Source organism: Mycobacterium sp. 050128 (assembly GCF_036409155.1).
GTDB lineage: Bacteria > Actinomycetota > Actinomycetes > Mycobacteriales > Mycobacteriaceae > Mycobacterium.
In genome coordinates, this window is record NZ_JAZGLW010000001.1 from 899048 (window position 1) to 915954 (window position 16907).

Annotated in this window: 15 protein-coding genes and 1 pseudogene; 4 read left to right on the forward strand and 12 right to left on the reverse strand. The window is 68.1% G+C overall.

The features are described from left to right. Window positions 1-8 precede the first annotated feature (8 nt). The gene (locus tag SKC41_RS04425; RefSeq protein WP_442931558.1) at window positions 9-704 is read left to right on the forward strand and encodes a DedA family protein; all 696 of its coding nucleotides are present in this window, start codon (window positions 9-11) and stop codon (window positions 702-704) included. On the opposite strand, the gene SKC41_RS04430 is transcribed toward SKC41_RS04425, so the two are convergent. Then, window positions 639-1985: a 3-oxoacid CoA-transferase gene (locus SKC41_RS04430; RefSeq protein WP_330976503.1), complete on the reverse strand. Its 1347-nt coding sequence runs from the start codon at window positions 1983-1985 to the stop codon at window positions 639-641. The genes SKC41_RS04425 and SKC41_RS04430 overlap by 66 nt on opposite strands. Before the next feature lie 12 nt (window positions 1986-1997). Next, window positions 1998-3119 carry a glycoside hydrolase family 76 protein gene (locus SKC41_RS04435; protein ID WP_330976504.1) on the reverse strand — a complete coding sequence of 374 codons (1122 nt, stop codon included), beginning with the start codon at window positions 3117-3119 and terminating at the stop codon, window positions 1998-2000. Between the two features lie 166 nt (window positions 3120-3285). On the opposite strand from SKC41_RS04435, the gene SKC41_RS04440 reads away from it, so the two are divergent. Further along, window positions 3286-4692, forward strand: coding sequence for an ethanolamine ammonia-lyase subunit EutB (locus SKC41_RS04440; RefSeq protein ID WP_330978747.1), 1407 nt, complete (start codon window positions 3286-3288; stop codon window positions 4690-4692). Then, window positions 4692-5429 (forward strand): ethanolamine ammonia-lyase subunit EutC, encoded by a 738-nt coding sequence (gene eutC / locus SKC41_RS04445; protein WP_330976505.1) that lies wholly within the window; start codon window positions 4692-4694, stop codon window positions 5427-5429. The genes SKC41_RS04440 and eutC overlap by 1 nt, the downstream gene beginning before the upstream one ends. Window positions 5430-5480: 51 nt before the next feature. Here eutC and SKC41_RS04450 read toward each other — a convergent pair whose 3' ends face one another. The 8 genes and pseudogenes from SKC41_RS04450 to SKC41_RS04485 form a co-directional block, all read right to left on the reverse strand. Continuing rightward, on the reverse strand, window positions 5481-6704 hold the full coding sequence (locus SKC41_RS04450; RefSeq protein ID WP_330976506.1) for a vWA domain-containing protein: 1224 nt from the start codon (window positions 6702-6704) through the stop codon (window positions 5481-5483). A gap of 6 nt (window positions 6705-6710) precedes the next feature. Continuing rightward, window positions 6711-7403, reverse strand: coding sequence for an SRPBCC family protein (locus SKC41_RS04455; protein WP_330976507.1), 693 nt, complete (start codon window positions 7401-7403; stop codon window positions 6711-6713). A 13-nt stretch (window positions 7404-7416) separates the two neighbouring features. Beyond that, window positions 7417-8295 (reverse strand): AAA family ATPase, encoded by an 879-nt coding sequence (locus SKC41_RS04460; RefSeq protein WP_330976508.1) that lies wholly within the window; start codon window positions 8293-8295, stop codon window positions 7417-7419. Window positions 8296-8468: 173 nt separating this feature from the next. Then, a pseudogene (locus tag SKC41_RS04465) lies at window positions 8469-9179 on the reverse strand (XdhC family protein); the annotation flags it as partial. Window positions 9180-9239: 60 nt separating this feature from the next. Beyond that, window positions 9240-11648: an aerobic carbon-monoxide dehydrogenase large subunit gene (locus tag SKC41_RS04470; RefSeq protein WP_330976509.1), complete on the reverse strand. Its 2409-nt coding sequence runs from the start codon at window positions 11646-11648 to the stop codon at window positions 9240-9242. Further along, window positions 11645-12127, reverse strand: a complete 483-nt coding sequence (locus SKC41_RS04475; protein ID WP_330976510.1) for a (2Fe-2S)-binding protein — start codon at window positions 12125-12127, stop codon at window positions 11645-11647. Before SKC41_RS04475 ends, SKC41_RS04470 begins: the two co-directional genes overlap by 4 nt. Window positions 12128-12129: 2 nt before the next feature. Continuing rightward, on the reverse strand, window positions 12130-13008 hold the full coding sequence (locus tag SKC41_RS04480) for an FAD binding domain-containing protein (RefSeq protein WP_330976511.1): 879 nt from the start codon (window positions 13006-13008) through the stop codon (window positions 12130-12132). 66 nt (window positions 13009-13074) lie between these two features. Then, window positions 13075-14244: an XdhC/CoxI family protein gene (locus tag SKC41_RS04485; RefSeq protein WP_330976512.1), complete on the reverse strand. Its 1170-nt coding sequence runs from the start codon at window positions 14242-14244 to the stop codon at window positions 13075-13077. 24 nt (window positions 14245-14268) lie between these two features. On the opposite strand from SKC41_RS04485, the gene SKC41_RS04490 reads away from it, so the two are divergent. Then, a complete protein-coding gene (locus tag SKC41_RS04490) occupies window positions 14269-15234 on the forward strand; it encodes a LysR family transcriptional regulator (RefSeq protein ID WP_330976513.1) in 966 nt (321 codons plus the stop codon). Between the two features lie 114 nt (window positions 15235-15348). Here SKC41_RS04490 and SKC41_RS04495 read toward each other — a convergent pair whose 3' ends face one another. Both SKC41_RS04495 and SKC41_RS04500 read right to left on the reverse strand, forming a co-directional pair. Next, the gene (locus SKC41_RS04495; RefSeq protein ID WP_330976514.1) at window positions 15349-16002 is read right to left on the reverse strand and encodes a TrmH family RNA methyltransferase; all 654 of its coding nucleotides are present in this window, start codon (window positions 16000-16002) and stop codon (window positions 15349-15351) included. After that, window positions 15999-16898, reverse strand: coding sequence for a hypothetical protein (locus SKC41_RS04500; protein ID WP_330976515.1), 900 nt, complete (start codon window positions 16896-16898; stop codon window positions 15999-16001). Before SKC41_RS04500 ends, SKC41_RS04495 begins: the two co-directional genes overlap by 4 nt. Window positions 16899-16907: the final 9 nt, after the last annotated feature.

Below are 16907 nucleotides of genomic sequence, written 5' to 3' on the forward strand. Positions count from 1 at the left end.
TGGGTTTGATGCCCGACATCATCGATCCGATGTTCTGGATCGGGCCCCAGGGCCTGTTCGCCTCCGCGGTGTTGCCGACCATCCTGGTCATCGTCTTCGTCGAGACCGGATTGCTGTTTCCGCTGCTCCCCGGTGAATCGCTGCTGTTCACCGGCGGTTTGCTGGCCGCGCACGGAACGCTGAACATCTGGGTGCTGGCGCCGGCGGTCGCCGTGGTGGCGGTGCTGGGCGACCAGACCGGATACTTCATCGGCCGCCGCATCGGGCCGGCGCTGTTCAAGAAGGAAGATTCCCGCTTCTTCAAGCAGCATTACGTGACCGACTCGCACGCCTTCTTCGAGAAGTACGGGCCCGCGGCCATCATCCTGGCCCGCTTCATGCCGTTCATCCGGACGTTCACGCCGGTCGTCGCCGGGGTGTCCTACATGCGCTATCCGGTGTACCTGGCGTTCGACATCGTCGGGGGCGTGCTGTGGGGTGGCGGCGTGACGGTGGCCGGCTACTTCCTGGGCAACGTGCCGTTCGTGCACCACAACCTGGAAAAGATCATCCTGGTCATCCTGTTCGTCTCGATGTTGCCGGCATTCATCGCCGCTACACGCGGCTACCTGGCGCGACGGCGTGCCGCCAAAGCGGGTTCAGGCGACGACGAAATCGCAACCGGTCTTGGCACGGACGTCGTCGACCGTCACCCCGGGGTGTAGTTCGCTCAGCGTGAGCCCGCGTTCCGGGTCGACGTCGAAGACGCACAGGTCGGTGATGATCATGTCCACCACGCCCTTCCCGGTCAGGGGCAGCGTGCATTGCTTGAGGATCTTCGGGCTGCCGTCCTTGGCGGTGTGATCCATCACGACGATCACCCGCTTGACCCCGGACACCAGATCCATCGCACCGCCCGGGCCCTTGACCATCTTGCCGGGAACCATCCAGTTGGCCAGGTCGCCGTTCTCGGCCACCTCCAGGCCGCCGAGGATGGACAGGTCGATGTGCCCGCCGCGGATCATCGCGAAGGAGTCGGCGCTGCTGAAGAAGCTGGAGCCGCTGATCGTGGTGATGGTCTGTTTGCCGGCGTTGATCAGGTCGGGATCCACGTCGTCGTCGGCCGGATAGGCCCCGATACCGAGCAGGCCGTTCTCGGACTGCAGGGTCACGTTGATGCCGTCGGGGATGTAGTTGGCGACCAGCGTCGGGATGCCGATGCCCAGGTTCACGTAGTAGCCGTCGCGCAGTTCCCGGGCGGCGCGCTTGGCCATGATCTCGCGGATGGGGCTCTCGTGCTTGGCCGCGGCGGCACCGCTGGTGGTGCGGAATTCGATCCGCTTCTCGTAGCTGGGGCCCTCGATGATGCGGTCCACATAGATGCCGGGGGTGTGGATCTGATCGGGATCCAGCTCGCCGACCTCGACCAGTTCCTCGACCTCGGCGACAGTCACCTTGGCGCAGGTGGCGATCATCGGGTTGAAGTTGCGCGCCGTCTTCCGATAGATCAGGTTGCCGGCGGTGTCGCCCTTCCACGCCTTCACGATCGCGACGTCGGCGTGGATGCCTTCCTCCAGCACATATTCGGTGCCGTCGAAGACGCGCATGTCTTTGCCTTCGGCGAGTTGGGTGCCGAACGCGGTGCGGGTGTAGAAACCCGGAATCCCCGCACCGCCGGCGCGTAACTTCTCGGCCAGGGTGCCCTGCGGGGTCAGCGACAGGTCCAGCTCACCGGCCAGCACCTGACGCTCGAATTCCTTGTTTTCTCCTACGTAGGAGGCGATGACTTTCTTGACCTGACGCCCCTTGAGTAACAGACCCATGCCGAAATCGTCGACGCCGGCGTTGTTTCCGACGATCGTGAGCTCTTTGACGCCGCTGTCCACCAACGCCAGGATCAGATTCTCCGGAATACCGCACAGGCCGAAACCCCCTGCGGCAATGGTGATTCCGTCCTTCAGCAGGTCTTGCAGCGCCGTCTCGGCGTCGGGGCGGACTTTACTCACGGTGCGCTCCTTCTAATGCGACGATTCGGCCGTGACGTTACATGCGGCCTCCATCAGCATCCACCCCGACAGCTGCACCGAAAGGTCGCGCTCCGCAGTCTCGGACGCGTTCACCGCACCCTCGACGAACTGCGCCTGCGCACCGGCCGTCGTCGGCAACTTCGCGTCGCGGTCCCAGAACGCCCCGAACAGCGGCAGTCCGTCCACCGTTTGCCGGTAGTCCCATGCCGACTTCGCGCTCGACAGCACGATGGTGCGCGCGGTGTCGCGGGCCACCGCGTCGTCGGCGGAGTCACCCGGCAGTGCGGTGGCGACCAACGCGAGATAGCGGGCGGTGATGCCGGCGAACAGCCCGCCGTCGCCGCCGCCGGAGCCTTTCAGCACGCCCGACGGCGCCATGTGTTCGTTGACGGCGGCCACCAGTCGGTGCACCCGGGCCGCGTGCCGGCCCCGGGCCTGTGCCCCGGTGCGGTTCGCCAGCTCGGTCTCCAGACCCAGCACCACGCCCTGGCAGTAGGTGTACTGCGCACGCACCAGCGAGCCCGCCTTGATGCCGTCGAACACCAGATGGGTCTCGGGATCGATCAGGGTTTGGTCGATCCAGTCGCCCATCTGCGCGGCGCGCTTCAGGTGCTCCCCGTACCGAGCCAGAAATATCCCCGCCGGGCCGTTGGCCGGGGCGTTGAAGAACTGGTCCTGCTTGCGCCACGGGATGCCGCCGCCGTCCTCGGGCACCCAGGCCTTCATGAACTGGTCGGCGAGTTTCGGCATCGCGCGGCCGCGCTCGACGCCGGCGATCCGGGCGGCGCGTTCCAGCGCGATCGCCAACCACGCCATGTCGTCGTAGTAGCTGTTGGTCCAGCGGAAGTTGTTGCGCAGCCGGTGCGAGCGAACCTGGCGGTTGATCTCGGCGCGCCGGTGCGGCTGCGGGTCACGCAACTCCGCGTCGACCAGGCAATCCAGCAGGTGCGCCTGCCACCAGTAATGCCAGGTGCCGAACAGCCGGGCCTGCCGCGTCGCGGGCCATGCCACGACTCCCAGCTGTGTTCCCGGTAGGCCCCACAACCGTTTCAGGTGGCGCTGCGTGACAGCGACCTCGGAGCTGGCAGCCCGGTTGGCCCATAGCTGGTCCATACCTACCGATCCTGCCCCTTCGGGTCGTCGACTGTGCGCTCGGGGAATTGAGTGTGCGGTGGCGGCCGCGTGGCTCGGCGTGTCGCCGCCATGGGAGCCCACTCGAAACCCAGGAGGCACGGCGAAGTTGACCTGCTGCTGAACCAAAGGTGTCCTACTGTTGAATATGCGCTACCGCCACACCCTTTCCGGGACCACGCATATCTTCACCGGGCTGGTGGACGTAATGGCGAAGGCAACGCCGCTGCGCTCCGGCGACCAGCTGGCCGGTTGCGCCGCCGACTCCGACGCCGAACGGGCCGCCGCGGCCTGGGTGTTGGCCGATCTACCGCTGACGACGTTCCTCAACGACGTGGTGGTGCCGTACGAGACCGACGAGGTCACCCGGCTGATCATCGACGGCCACGATCGCGAGGCGTTCGCCCCGATCGCGCACCTGACCGTGGGTGGTTTCCGCGACTGGCTGCTCGACACGGCATCGCGCGAGGACAGCGCCGCCCGGATCGCCGCCATCTCCCCCGGGCTGATCCCGGAGATGGTCGCCGCGGTGTCGAAGATCATGCGCAACCAGGACCTGATCCTGGTGGCCGCGGCCGCAACGGCCACCGCGGCCTTCCGAACAACGATCGGACTGCCGGGCACCCTGGCCACCCGGCTGCAGCCCAACCACCCCACCGACGACCCGCGCGGGATCGCCGCGGCGATGCTCGACGGGCTGCTGCTGGGCTGCGGTGACGCGGTGATCGGCATCAACCCGGCGACCGACTCGCCGCAGGCGGCCGCGGACCTGCTGCACCTGCTCGACGACATTCGCCAGCGATTCGCCATCCCGGTGCAGTCGTGCGTGCTGTGCCACGTCACGACCACGATGGAATTGATCGAACAAGGCGCACCCGTCGACCTGATCTTCCAGTCGATCGCCGGGACCGAGCGCGCCAACGCCGGCTTCGGCACTTCGATCGCGATGCTGACCGAGGCCAACGAGGCCGCCCGGTCGCTGCGCCGCGGCACGGTCGGCGACAACGTCATGTACCTGGAGACGGGGCAGGGCTCGGCGCTGTCGGCCGGGGCCCATCTGGGGGTCGGCGGCAAGCCGGTCGACCAGCAGACGCTGGAGGCGCGCTCCTACGCGGTAGCCCGGGTGCTGCAGCCGCTGTTGATCGACACCGTGGTCGGATTCATCGGGCCGGAGTACCTCTACGACGGCAAGCAGATCATCCGCGCCGGGTTGGAAGACAACTTCTGTGGGAAGCTGCTCGGCCTGCCGATGGGCGTCGATGTCTGCTACACCAATCACGCCGAAGCCGACCAGGACGACATGGACACGCTGCTGACCCTGCTGGGCGCGGCGGGCACCGCGTTCGTCATCGCCGTCCCGGGCGCCGACGACATCATGCTCGGCTATCAGAGCCTGTCGTTTCACGACGCGCTGTACGTGCGAAAACTGTTGGGGCTGCGGCCCGCACCCGAATTCGAGGCGTGGCTGGCTAGCCTGGGTATGGCCGACGCCAGCGGCCGGATTCTGCCCGTCGACCTCGCGACGTCACCGCTGCGCGCATTGGCGGCCGGCTGATGGGCGACCTCTGGGCGCCGCTGCGCGCCACCACGCAGGCGCGCATCGGGCTTGGGCGGGTGGGAAATTCGCTGCCCACCCGGCAGGTGCTCGAGTTCAAGGCCGCGCACGCCGCGGCGCGCGACGCCGTCCACGACCCACTCGACGTCGACGACCTGATCAAGCAGCTGCAGGGCATCGGTGTTTGCGAGTCGCTGCGGGTGTGTAGCCGGGCGACCTCGCGCAGCGAGTACCTGCGCCGGCCCGATCTCGGTCGCCTGCCCGCGGACCTGTCGGCCCTGCCAAAGACTAAGGCGGACATCGGTTTTGTGCTGGCCGACGGGTTGTCGCCCCGCGCCCTGACCGACCACGCCGCGGGCGTCGTCGATGCGCTGGTCCGCGAGTTCGACGGCCGCTACCGCTTCGCCCCGCTGGTGATCGCCACCCAGGCGCGCGTCGCACTCGGTGACCACATCGGCCACGCGTTAGGTGTTACAACGGTTTTGGTGCTGATCGGCGAACGCCCAGGGCTCTCGGTCGCCGACAGCCTGGGCATCTACCTGACGCATCGACCGGCGCCGGGGCTCACCGATGCGGACCGCAACTGCATCTCGAACATTCATCCGCCCGACGGCCTCGACTACCGCACGGCTGCGGCCGTCGCGACCGCGCTCGTCACCGGCGCCCGAAAGCTCGGTCGTTCGGGCGTCGCCCTCAAAGACTGCTCTCGCAGCTTGGCTGTGCACCAACGTATTTGAGTGTGCACGCAGGGCGGCTTCGATCGGCGTGTCGCCGCCGTGGCCGCACACTCAAAGCCGTCGACGCACACTCGACGCGGCGGGCACGCCTGCCAACGCCTGTAGCAATTGACGCAGCCCCGTCAGCGAGTGCGCCGGCAGAAATAGGTCGCAATAGGGCAGGGCGGCGGCCATCGAGCCGGCCAGCGGCTCGAATTCACGCTGTGCCGCACGAGGATTGAGCCAGACCAGCAGCTCGGCGCGGCGACGTAGCCGGGCCATCGCGTGCTCCAGCGCATCGGGTGGATCGCTGTCCCAGCCGTCGGAGGCGATGATCACCACGGCGCCGCGCAGCGCGTTGCCGTGTGGCGGCGCGAGCAGGCCGGCCACACTGCGGCCGATGAACGTGCCGCCGTAACGGTCGGCGACCTTGGCGTTGGCCCGCTGCAGCGCCACCTCGGCCGATCGGTGCGACAGCACCGAGGTGAGCCGGGTCAGCGACGTCGAGAATGCGAACACCTCGGGCCGAGTTCCCAGCTGGCGCAACACCGCTCGCATCAAGTGCAGATAGATCGCGGCGTAGGGCTGCATCGAACGGCTGACATCGCAGAGCAGCACGACCCGCCGCGGCCGGCGGCGTGGCCGGGTGCGCGCCAGCACCATCGATTCCCAGCCGGTTGACCGCGAGGCGTTCATGGTGACCCGCAGATCGATCCGCTTGCCGGCAGGGCTGGGCTCGAATCGAAGGCTACGGCGCCGCGGCCAGCGCGCGACGGTCTCTTCCAGCCAAATACCAAGCAGGCGAAGGTCTTCGGCGTCGAAACGGTCGAACGGCTCGTCGGCCAGGGCCGCGATGCGGCTGGGCAGCACGTCGGGCAGCAGCAGACTCGCGCTCGCCGAGTCGTCCGCGGTGGCGATGCCCCGCGTCACCCAGGGCAGCTTTTCGGTAGACCCGGACCCGCTGCCGCCCGGTCGCACCGTGCCGGCGGCCGGCGTCCTGGGCCCCGGCAACGGCAGGGGCGACTCGGGGCCACCGGTGCCGTCCAGTTCGGCCGCACCGAACACCGTCGCGAAGACCTCGTCGAAGGCGCCCAGATCCTCCATCCGGTTGACCAACGTCAGCCGGGCCGCCCAGTACAGCGCGGATGTATTGTCCGGGGCCAGCTTTCGCAGCGCCTGCACGAAACCGGCCGGGCCGCTGGCGGAGACCGACACCCCAACGCCGCGCAGCCGAGCGACCAGTGCTGAAGCGAGCGCCGCGCGGTCGACGCCCCGCAGCAGCAAGGGGGTGTCCACGAGCCGCTAACGCCGCCGCAGCAGCACCCAGATGAGCACCAGCACGGCAAGCGCTGCCAGCGCGGGGATGGCGTACTTCTTGAGCTGGTCGCCTCCGGCCAGCTGCAGCAGGTCGATCGGCTCGGGCTCGGCGGAGGGTGCCCGCGGCGTCCCCGGGACCGGATTCGCCGGCCAGGCCGGAATCGACTCCTCCGACGTCGGCTCGGCCGTTGGCACGGCGCCGTTCGTCTCGGCCGTCGCCGCGGCGCCGGTCTGCTCGGCAGTCAACTTGGCCTCCAGCGATTCCACGAACTGGCCCAGCAGTTTCTCCGACACCTGCTGCAGCATGCCGCTGCCGAATTGGGCCAGCTTGCCGACGATCTTCAGGTCGGTGTCGACGGTGACGCTGGTCTTCTCACCGTCCGCCCGCAGCTGCGCGGTGACGGTTGCGGCCGCGTTACCGGTGCCGCGAGCTTCCTTGCCCTTGCCATCGATGACCGCGCGATACTGCTCGCGGTCCTGTTCGACGAAGCGCACCTTGCCGCTGAACTCGCTGGTCACCGGCCCGACTTTGACCTTGACCTTGCCGAGGTAGTCCTCACCCTCATGGCCGGTCAGCTGGGCGCCCGGCATCAGCGGGATCACCTGTTCCAGGTCGCACAGCACATCCCAGGCCCGGTCGATGGGCGCGCTGACGGTGAACTGGTTGGCGATCTTCATGCTGCGGGTCCTCTCAGGTGCGGCTGTATTCGGTAAAGGCGTGGTACGCGTCGCGAATCAGCGTACGGTCGTCGGGCGTCTTGGCCAGCGCCCCCAGGCTCATGACGGCGGAATCGTCGACGAGGTCCGCGACGCCCAGCGACACCAGGGCGGCGACCCAGTCGATGGTCTCGGCCACCCCTGGCGGCTTGTCCAGATCGAGATCGCGTGCGCTGCCGACGAACTGGGTGGCCCGTTCGATCAACGGCGCGGCCGCGCCGGGCACCGTGCGCCGTACGATCGCGGCGGCCCGGGCCGGCTCGGGGTAGTCGATCCAGTGGTACAGGCAGCGCCGGCGCAGCGCGTCGTGCAGGTCGCGGCTGCGGTTGGAGGTCAGCACCGCGATCGGCGGGCGCTCGGCGACAAAAGTCCCGAGCTCGGGGACCGTCACCGCGGACTCGCCGAGGAACTCGAGCAGCAGCGCCTCGAATTCATCGTCGGCCCGGTCGATTTCGTCGATCAACAGCACCGGAGGCGTCGGACCGCGGTGGCGCACGCACTGCAGGATGGGCCGGTCCACCAGATAGGTCTCGGTGTAGAGGTCGGCCTCCTCGAGGCCGGTACCACGCGCCTCGGCCAGTCGGATGGACAACAGCTGGCGTTGGTAGTTCCAGTCGTAGAGCGCCTCGTTCGCGGTCAGACCTTCGTAACATTGCAGCCGTAACATCGGGGTGTTCAGCACCGCCGCAAGGGTTTTCGCAGCTGTGGTCTTGCCGACGCCGGGCTCACCCTCGAGCAGCAGCGGCCGCCCGAGGGTGATGGCCAAATAGATCGCCGACGCGGTGCCGGTGTCGAGCAGATAGTCCTTGGCGTCGAACTGGCGCACCACGTCGTCGGGGCTACTGAACGTCACTGGGCACCCTTGCCGGCGGCGAATGCCGATCGGCATCCCGGGCAGCAGAACCAGTAGTCGGTGCCCTCCAGCTCCAAATGTTGGGTAGCGGGGCCGATCGGCACCGTCATGCCGCACACCGGATCGACGGCGTCGGCCGCTGCGCTGGTCGCCGGGACGGTCAGCCGGGTGAGGCCGCCGTCGCGCACGGCGGCGATCAGTTCGGCCGCGATCGACACCGCGATCTCCGCGGGGGTCTTGGCGCCGATCCGCAGTCCGACCGGGCTATGGATGCGGGCCCGCTGCGCCTCGGAGAGTTCGAGATCGTTGAGGATCGACTCGCCACGGACCTTGCTGGCCACCAGGCCGATATAGCCGACACCGTTATCCAATGCGGCACGGATGATTTCGGCTTCCGGCCCGCCGTGGCTGGCGATCACCACCGCGGTGGTGTCGGACAGATCGGTGTCGCTGGGGACTTCTCGAAGGGCGTCGTAGCCGAGTACCCCGCACACGTCGACCAGCGCGTCGGCGATCGGGGTGGCGCCGTAGATCCGGATCAGCGGAGCGGGCAGCTGCGGCGTCAGGAAGATCTCCAGCGACCCGCCCGACAGGCACGGGTTGACCACCACGCATGCGCCGGCGGCCTCGGGGAAATGCACATCGCCGTCGGGAAGCACGCGCAGCAGCACACTTTCGCCCGCCTGCAACACACCCAGCGCGGCCTTGCGCACCGAGTTCTGCGCGCACTGCCCGCCGACGAACCCCTCAATTGTTCCATCCGCCAACAGGATTGCCTCGTCACCGGGATACGCCGACGTGGGCGGCTGGGCGCGCACCACCGTGGCATGCACGAACGGTGTCCGCGCCGCCAGCAGTTCCTGCGCCCGCTCGCTGATCGTCATCTGCCTGCTTGCGCCGCTCCTCCTCATCGCTCGTTCCTCGCTCTGCATCGTCACGTCGCGTTAGATCGGTGGCCGCGCTCTACCCTGCATGGCCTCCCAGACCCGCGACGGCGTCAGCGGCATGTCGGCGTGCCGAACTCCGAACGGCGCCAATGCATCCACCACCGCGTTGACCACCGCGGGTGGTGAACCGACCGTCGCCGATTCGCCGATGCCCTTCGCGCCGATCGGGTGATGCGGCGACGGCGTCACGGTGTGTCCGGTCTCCAGATGCGGCACCTCGACCGCGGTCGGGATCAGGTAGTCCATCAGCGACCCGCCCAGGCAGTTGCCCTCCTCGTCAAAGGCGATCATCTCCATCAGCGCCATCCCGATGCCGTCGACGATGCCGCCGTGGACCTGACCCTCGATGATCATCGGGTTGATCTGCGTACCGCAGTCGTCGACGGCGAGGAAGCGCCGCACCTTGACCACCGCGGTGCCCGGATCGATGTCCACCACACAGAAATAGGCGCCGTAGGGGTAAGTCAGGTTCTCCGGGTTGTAGCAGACCTGTGCGTCCAGCCCACCCTCGATACCCTCGGGCAAATCGCCGGCGCCGTGCGCGCGCATCGCGATGTCCTGAATCGTGACCGCTGCCGACGGGTCGCCCTTGACGTGGAATTTGCCTTTCTCCCAATCCAAGTCGGCGACCGAAACCTCGAGCATGCCCGACGCGATGATCTTCGCCTTGTCGCGGACCTTGCGGGCGACCAGCGCGGCGGCCGCCCCGGACACCGGCGTGGACCGGCTGCCGTAGGTCCCCAGCCCGAACGGCGTCTGATCGGTGTCGCCGTGCACCACGTCGATGTCGTCGGGCGGAATTCCCAGCTCCTCGGCGACGATCTGGGCGAACGTCGTCTCGTGGCCCTGCCCCTGCGTCTGCACCGAGAGCCGCACCACCGCTTTGCCGGTGGGGTGCACCCGCAGTTCGCAGCCGTCGGCCATGCCGAGGCCGAGGATGTCCATATCCTTGCGCGGGCCGGCGCCGACCGCCTCGGTGAAGAAGGACATGCCGATGCCCATCAGCTCGCCACGCTCACGCTTCGCCTTCTGCTCGGCCCGCAACGCGTCGTAGCCGATCATGTCCATGGCCTTGCGCATCGTGGTCTCGTAGTCGCCGGAGTCGTACACCCAGCCGGTCTTGCTCCGGTACGGGAACTGCTCGGGCCGCAGCAGGTTTCGCAGCCGCAGCTCGGCCGGGTCCATCTTCAGGTCGAACGCCAGGCAATCCACCAGCCGCTCAACGAAATACACCGCCTCAGTGATCCGGAACGAACACGCGTACGCGACGCCGCCGGGCGCCTTGTTGGTGTACACCGCGGTCATGTGACAGTAGGCGGCTTCGATGTCGTAGCTCCCGGTGAACACCCCGAAAAAGCCCGCCGGGTACTTCACCGGGGCCGCCGTGCCGTTGAAGGCACCGTGGTCGGCCAGCACGGTGGAGCGGATCGCCAGGATCTTTCCCTCGTTGGTGGCCGCGATCTCGCCGACCATGATGTAGTCGCGGGCGAAACCCGTCGAGGTGAGGTTCTCGCTGCGGTCCTCCATCCACTTGACCGGCTTGCCCAGCAGCAGCGAGCCGACGATCGCGCACACGTAACCGGGATAGATCGGCACCTTGTTGCCGAATCCCCCGCCGATGTCGGGCGAGATGACCTGGATCTTGTGCTCGGGCAGCCCGGCTACCAACGCATACAGCGTGCGGTGTGCGTGCGGCGCCTGGCTGGTGGACCACAGCCTCAGCTTTCCCGTGATTGGGTCCAAATCGGCTACCGCACCACAGGTTTCCATCGGTGCCGGGTGTACCCGGGGGTAGACGATCTCCTGTTTGACCACCACGTCGGCCTTGGCGAACACGGCTTCGGTGGCGGCCGCGTCGCCGGTCTCCCAGTCGAAGCAGTGATTGTCGGTCTTGCCTTCCAGATCGGTGCGGATCACCGCCGCGGACGGATCGAGCGCGGTGCGCACGTCGACCACGGGATCGAGCGGGTCGTACTCGACGTCGATGAGCTCCAGCGCGTCGCGTGCCGAATAGCGGTCCTCGGCTACGACGAACGCCACCTCCTGACCCTGAAAGCGCACCTTATCGGTGGCCAGCACCGCTTGCACATCGTTGGACAGCGTTGGCATCCAGGCCAGGCCCTTCTCGGCCAGGTCGGCACCGGTGACCACCGCCTTGACCTTCGGATGCGCTTGTGCGGCAGTCACATCGATGCCGACGATGCGCGCGTGCGCGTACGGCGAGCGCAGGATTGCCAGGTGCAGCATGCCCGGCAACACGACGTCGTCGACGTAATTGCCGTGGCCCCGGATGAATCGGGGATCCTCCTTGCGCATCATGCGGCCGTAGCCGCAGGGCTTCTGGTCGTTGTCGGCCAGGTCTTCCGGTGACGGCGGGCGCGATGCCTCCCCTTTAAAGGTGGTCATGAGCCGGCCTCCACGGGAGCTGAGTGCGACGCGGCCCATTGGATGGACCGCACGATCGTGGTGTATCCGGTGCAGCGGCAGATCTGCCCCGAAATCGCTTCCCGGATGGTCTCTTCGTCGGGGTCCGGGTCGCGGTCCAGCAGGGCGCGGGCCGTGATCATCATGCCCGGCGTGCAGAAGCCGCATTGCAGGCCGTGGCAGCGCATGAAACCTTCCTGCACCGGGTCCAGGGCGCCGTCTGGCCCCGCCAGTCCTTCTACGGTGCGCACGCTGTGTCCCGAGGCCATCGCGGCGAGCATCGTGCAGGATTTCACCGGCACGCCGTCGACGTCGACCACGCAGGTTCCGCAGTTACTGGTGTCGCAGCCCCAATGAGTACCGGTGAGCCGCAAGTGGTCTCGCAGGAAATGCACAAGCAGCATCCGGGGTTCGACGTCGGCGCTCACCTGCTCGCCGTTGACCGTCATATTCACCTGCATGACTAATTCCCTCCTGCACGTACTCGTTCGGCGGCGGTGCGCAAGGTGCGAGTGGTCAGTTCGGCGGCCAGATGCCGCTTGTACTCGGCGGTGCCGCGCACATCGGTCACCGGGTCACAGGCCTGCGCTGCCCGCTGGCCCGCATCGGCGAACACCTCGTCGGTGGCCGGCTGCCCGGCCAGCCCGGCCGCGACGTCGGCCAGCGCGCTGCGGTCGGCGTTGACGGCGGTCAGGCCCAGCCGCGCGCCGGCGATGGCGGCACCGTCGAGGGTGAGCGCCGCGCCCGCCGCCGTGACAGCCCAATCACCCACGCGCCGTTCGACTTTCGCGTAGGCACTGGAAGTATTGTGCCGCAACGGGATTCGCACCTCGACGAGCATCTCGTTGAAGTCGAGCGCGGTTTCGTACGGGCCGACGATGAAGTCGTCGATCGGTATTTCGCGTTCGCCCGACGGCCCCCGGGCCAGGCACACCGCGTCCAGCGCCGCGCACACGGTCGACAGATCCTCGGCCGGATCCGCCTGGCACAGCGAGCCGCCGAGGGTGCCGCGGTTGCGAACGACGGGGTCGGCGATCACGCGTTCGGCGTCGCGGAAGATCGGGCATACGGCGGCCAGCGGATCGGAATCCAGCAGCTCGCGGTGACGGGTCATGGCACCGATGCGGACCAGGGTCGGATCGGTGATCACGTACCCGAGTTCGAGCGCCAGGTCGTTGATGTCGACGAGGTATTCGGGGTTGGCAATGCGCAGCTTCATCATCGGCAGCAGGCTGTGGCCGCCGGCGACTACTCGCGCCCCCTCCCCCAACCGATCCAGTAATCCGATGGCGTGGTCGACGCTGGTTGCGCGTTCATATTCGAAGGGCCCGGGTACCTGCATGTGACGCACCTCACTTGGAAGGGGAACCCAAGTGTCGGCCGCTCTGACAGGCGCGTCAATAGCGAGTTAAGGGATCGTTGAAGTCGCCTCGAACTCGCCTGTGACCTGCTGCTCCGGCGCGTCGTGGTGGATCCGGCCGCCCAGTTGGGCCAGTGGCAAACCGCCGCCGCCCCACCGTCTGGCGATGACGTCGGCGGCGATCGAGACCGCGGTCTCCTCCGGCGTTCGAGCGCCCAGGTCCAGCCCGATCGGGCTGGCGAGCCGGCTCAGGTCGGCATCGGTCAGCCCGGCCGACCGCAGCCGCTGCATCCGGTCGTCGTGCGTACGCCGCGAGCCCATCGCTCCCACGTAGCCGATCCGCGGCAGCCGCAACGCCACCTCGAGCACGGGGACGTCGAACTTCGGATCATGGGTGAGCACGCAAATCACGGTGCTCTCGTCGACCGCGCCCGCCTCAGCCTCGGCGGCCAGATAGCGGTGCGGCCAGTCGACGACGACGTGTTCGGCCGCCGGGAAACGGGCCCGGGTGGCGAACAGGGAACGCGCGTCGCACACCGTGACGCGGTAGCCGAGGAAGGCGCCCTGCTGGGCGAGGGCGGCGGCGAAGTCGATGGCGCCGAAGACGAGCATCCGCGGCTGCGGGGCGTAGCTGGAGACGAACACCTCCATGCCTTCGCCGAGCCGTTGCCCGTCGGGCCCGTATTTGAGCACCTCGCTGCGGCCCACCGCGAGCAGTCCGCGCGCGTCGTCGGCGACCGCGGCGTCGGCGCGCGCCGATCCCAGCGATCCCGCCTCCGAGTCACGACGGACGACGAGCCGTCGGCCGATCCACTGCGGATCGGGATGGGCGATGACGACCGCGACCGCGACCGGGCGCTGCGCGTCGACGTCCTGCGAGAGCGTCTCTAGTTCGGGAAAGGTTGCCTGCGACACCGCCTCGACGAAGATGCCGATGACGCCGCCGCATGTCAGGCCGACCGCGAAGGCGTCGCCGTCGCTGACCCCGTAGCGCTCCAGCCGCGGTGTCCCGGTCTGCGTCACCTCCGTGGCGGCTTGGTAGACAGCACCTTCCACGCATCCGCCCGATACCGACCCGACCACCGAGCCGTCCGGCATGACCACCATCGAGGCTCCCGGCAGCCGCGGCGCCGAGCGGAAGGTGCGCACCACGGTTCCCAAACCAGCGGTGCCACCAGCACGCCAAATCTTCATTAATTCGGCAAGCACGTCTCGCACAAATCCCAACGTAGGCTCATAACCATGACTCCGGCTCAACTTCGGGCCTATTCGGCGGTGGTTCGGTTGGGCTCGGTGCGAGCCGCCGCCGCGGAACTGGGCGTTTCCGACGCCGGAATCTCGATGCATGTCGCCGCCCTGCGCAAGGAACTCGACGACCCATTGTTCACCAGAACCGGTGCGGGGCTGGCGTTCACGCCCGGTGGGCTGCGACTGGCCAGCCGCGCGGTCGAAATCCTAGGCCTGCAGCAGCAAACCGCGATCGAGGTCACCGAGGCGGCGCACGGGCGCCGGCTGCTGCGCATCGCGGCGTCGACGGCGTTCGCCGAACACGCCGCGCCCGGCCTGATCGAGTTGTTCTCGTCGCGGGCCGACGACCTGTCGGTGGAGTTGAGTGTGCATCCGACGAGCCGTTTCCGTGAGCTGATCGCATCGCGCGCCGTCGACATCGCGATCGGCCCGGCCAGTGAGAGCTCCGCCGCGCCCGACGAGTCGATATTCGTGCGGCCCTTCCTCAAATATCAGATCATCACCGTCGTCGCACCGAATAGTCCACTGGCCGCGGGCAATCCGGCGTCGGGGCTGTTTCGCCAGCAGCAGTGGATGCTCGGGCCGTCGGCGGGCAGCGTGGACGGAGAAATCGCAAACATGCTGCGCGACTTGGCAATTCCGGAGTCGCAGCAACGCATCTTCCAGAGCAATGCGGCCGCGCTCGAGGAGGTGCAGCGGGTCGGCGGTGTCGCGTTGACGATCGGTTTCGCGGTCGCCAAGGATCTCGCCGCGGGCAGGCTGGTGCATGTGAACGGCCCGGGCCTGGACCGCTCGGGTGAGTGGTGTGCGACGACCCTCGCGCCCGCGGCGCGTCAGCCCGCGGTGTCGGAGCTGGTCCGCTTCATCACCACGCCGCGGTGCATCCAGGCGATGATTCGCGGCTCCGGTGTCGGGGTGACGAGATTTCGCCCGAAGGTCCACGTCACGCTGTGGAGCTAAGCGGCTCTCGGGTGTGCTGCCACGGCTTGGAGTGTGCGTCCGGGGCGGCCTCTGTCGGCGTGGCGCCGCCGTCAGCGCACACCCGACGCCGTCAGCGCACACCCGACGCGGTGGTTACCAAGCGCGGCTGAGGTCCCCATGCTGCCGGATCCAGGCGTGCATCGCGATCCCGGCGGCGACGCCGGCGTTGATGCTGCGGGTCGAGCCGAACTGGGCGATCGACACCGTGACCGCCGCACCCAGCCGGGTGTCGTCGGTGATGCCCGGCCCCTCTTGACCGAACACCAGCAGACATTCGCGCGGCAGTGCGACTTCCTCCAGGCGTGCGGCACCCGGCACATTGTCCACCGCGACAACGCTCAGTCCGGCGGCCGTCGCGAAATCCAGCAACTCGGCGGTGCTGTCGTGATGACACAGCCGTTGATAGCGATCGGTCACCATGGCGCCGCGGCGATTCCAGCGACGCCGCCCGACGATGTGCACGGTGTCGACCGCGAACGCGTTGGCGGTGCGCACCACCGAACCGATATTCGCGTCGTGGCCGAAGTTTTCGATCGCGATGTGCAGCGGGTGCCGGCGATGGTCGATGTCGGCGATGATCGCCTCCCGGGTCCAATACCGGTAGGCATCGACGACATTGCGAGTGTCACCGTCGCGCAACAGAATTGGGTCATACCGTGGGTCCGCGGGCAGCTCGCCTTCCCAGGGCCCGACGCCGGTGGCCGGTGGTACCGCCCACTCGGTGGGACCCGGCCCGGACTCGCTCATCGCGGCGTCCACACCCCGGCGTGGGTGCCGACGATCGCGACCGTCGCATACAGCAACGCCTGGTTGATTTCGCCCTGGGTGCACAACGACGCGGAGACGCGCACCGCGTCCAACGAGGCGTCGGGCAAGATCAGCACCGACGATCCGTATACGGCGCAGGCCGGGTTCAGGCCGCGGCCGGGCACGGTCGGCGAGGTGAGCAGCATCATCGGGCCGCCGCGACGGACGGAGTCGTCGCGGTACCGGGCGGCGACGGCCTCGGCCTCCAGCCCGAGCAGCATGTAGCCGGCGCCGGTGAAGGCTCCCGGATCACCGAGTTGCGCGTTGGTCACCGGTTTACCGTCCCCGTGCCAGGCCGACAGGCTGGTGGTCTTGACGACCAGACCGGTGTCGTTGACGTTGGTCGGCATCAACCCCACCGGAAACGCCGCGGGGTAAGCCGCGGAGGTGTCGGCGATCCGGTCCCGCTCGGAGTAGCTGTACACGCCGCGCACCTGGCTGCGGTCCGTCAGCGGGCCCAGGCACACCGCGCCGGTCAGCCGGTCCGGGGGCGCCGACAGCGGCGTCCGGATGTCGTTCGCCGTGGCCATCGCTTTGTCGCAGCTGCCCAGCCCCGCGGCTTCCATCGGGTGGGCGAGCGCGCCGTAGAGCCCGAACCGGATGTCCTCCGGTTTGGCATGCGGCGCTTTGGGATCCGTCGGTGAGGCATCGACGTCGACCAACACGTAGTCGCCGTCCCAGCGCAGGTTCGACACCGACATGTTCCAGCCCAGCAGCGCCAGCGATTCACCCAGCCGCGCGCCCTGCGCTCCGTACGGCGCCACAGCGTGGTTGGAACCCGAGCAGCCCGTCAGGCAAATGACCAAACAGACTGCTATCGCAAGGAACCGGCGCACAGCGATGAG

What these genes read in the sequence shown, in the direction of transcription:
- SKC41_RS04425 (WP_442931558.1), top strand. Translation starts at nt 9, where the DNA reads ATGCCCGACATCATCGATCCGATGTTCTGGATCGGGCCCCAGGGCCTG.
- SKC41_RS04435 (WP_330976504.1), bottom strand. Translation starts at nt 3,119, where the DNA reads ATGGACCAGCTATGGGCCAACCGGGCTGCCAGCTCCGAGGTCGCTGTC.
- SKC41_RS04440 (WP_330978747.1), top strand. Translation starts at nt 3,286, where the DNA reads ATGCGCTACCGCCACACCCTTTCCGGGACCACGCATATCTTCACCGGG.
- eutC (WP_330976505.1), top strand. Translation starts at nt 4,692, where the DNA reads ATGGGCGACCTCTGGGCGCCGCTGCGCGCCACCACGCAGGCGCGCATC.
- SKC41_RS04455 (WP_330976507.1), bottom strand. Translation starts at nt 7,403, where the DNA reads ATGAAGATCGCCAACCAGTTCACCGTCAGCGCGCCCATCGACCGGGCC.
- SKC41_RS04470 (WP_330976509.1), bottom strand. Translation starts at nt 11,648, where the DNA reads ATGACCACCTTTAAAGGGGAGGCATCGCGCCCGCCGTCACCGGAAGAC.
- SKC41_RS04475 (WP_330976510.1), bottom strand. Translation starts at nt 12,127, where the DNA reads ATGCAGGTGAATATGACGGTCAACGGCGAGCAGGTGAGCGCCGACGTC.
- SKC41_RS04480 (WP_330976511.1), bottom strand. Translation starts at nt 13,008, where the DNA reads ATGCAGGTACCCGGGCCCTTCGAATATGAACGCGCAACCAGCGTCGAC.
- SKC41_RS04490 (WP_330976513.1), top strand. Translation starts at nt 14,269, where the DNA reads ATGACTCCGGCTCAACTTCGGGCCTATTCGGCGGTGGTTCGGTTGGGC.
- SKC41_RS04495 (WP_330976514.1), bottom strand. Translation starts at nt 16,002, where the DNA reads ATGAGCGAGTCCGGGCCGGGTCCCACCGAGTGGGCGGTACCACCGGCC.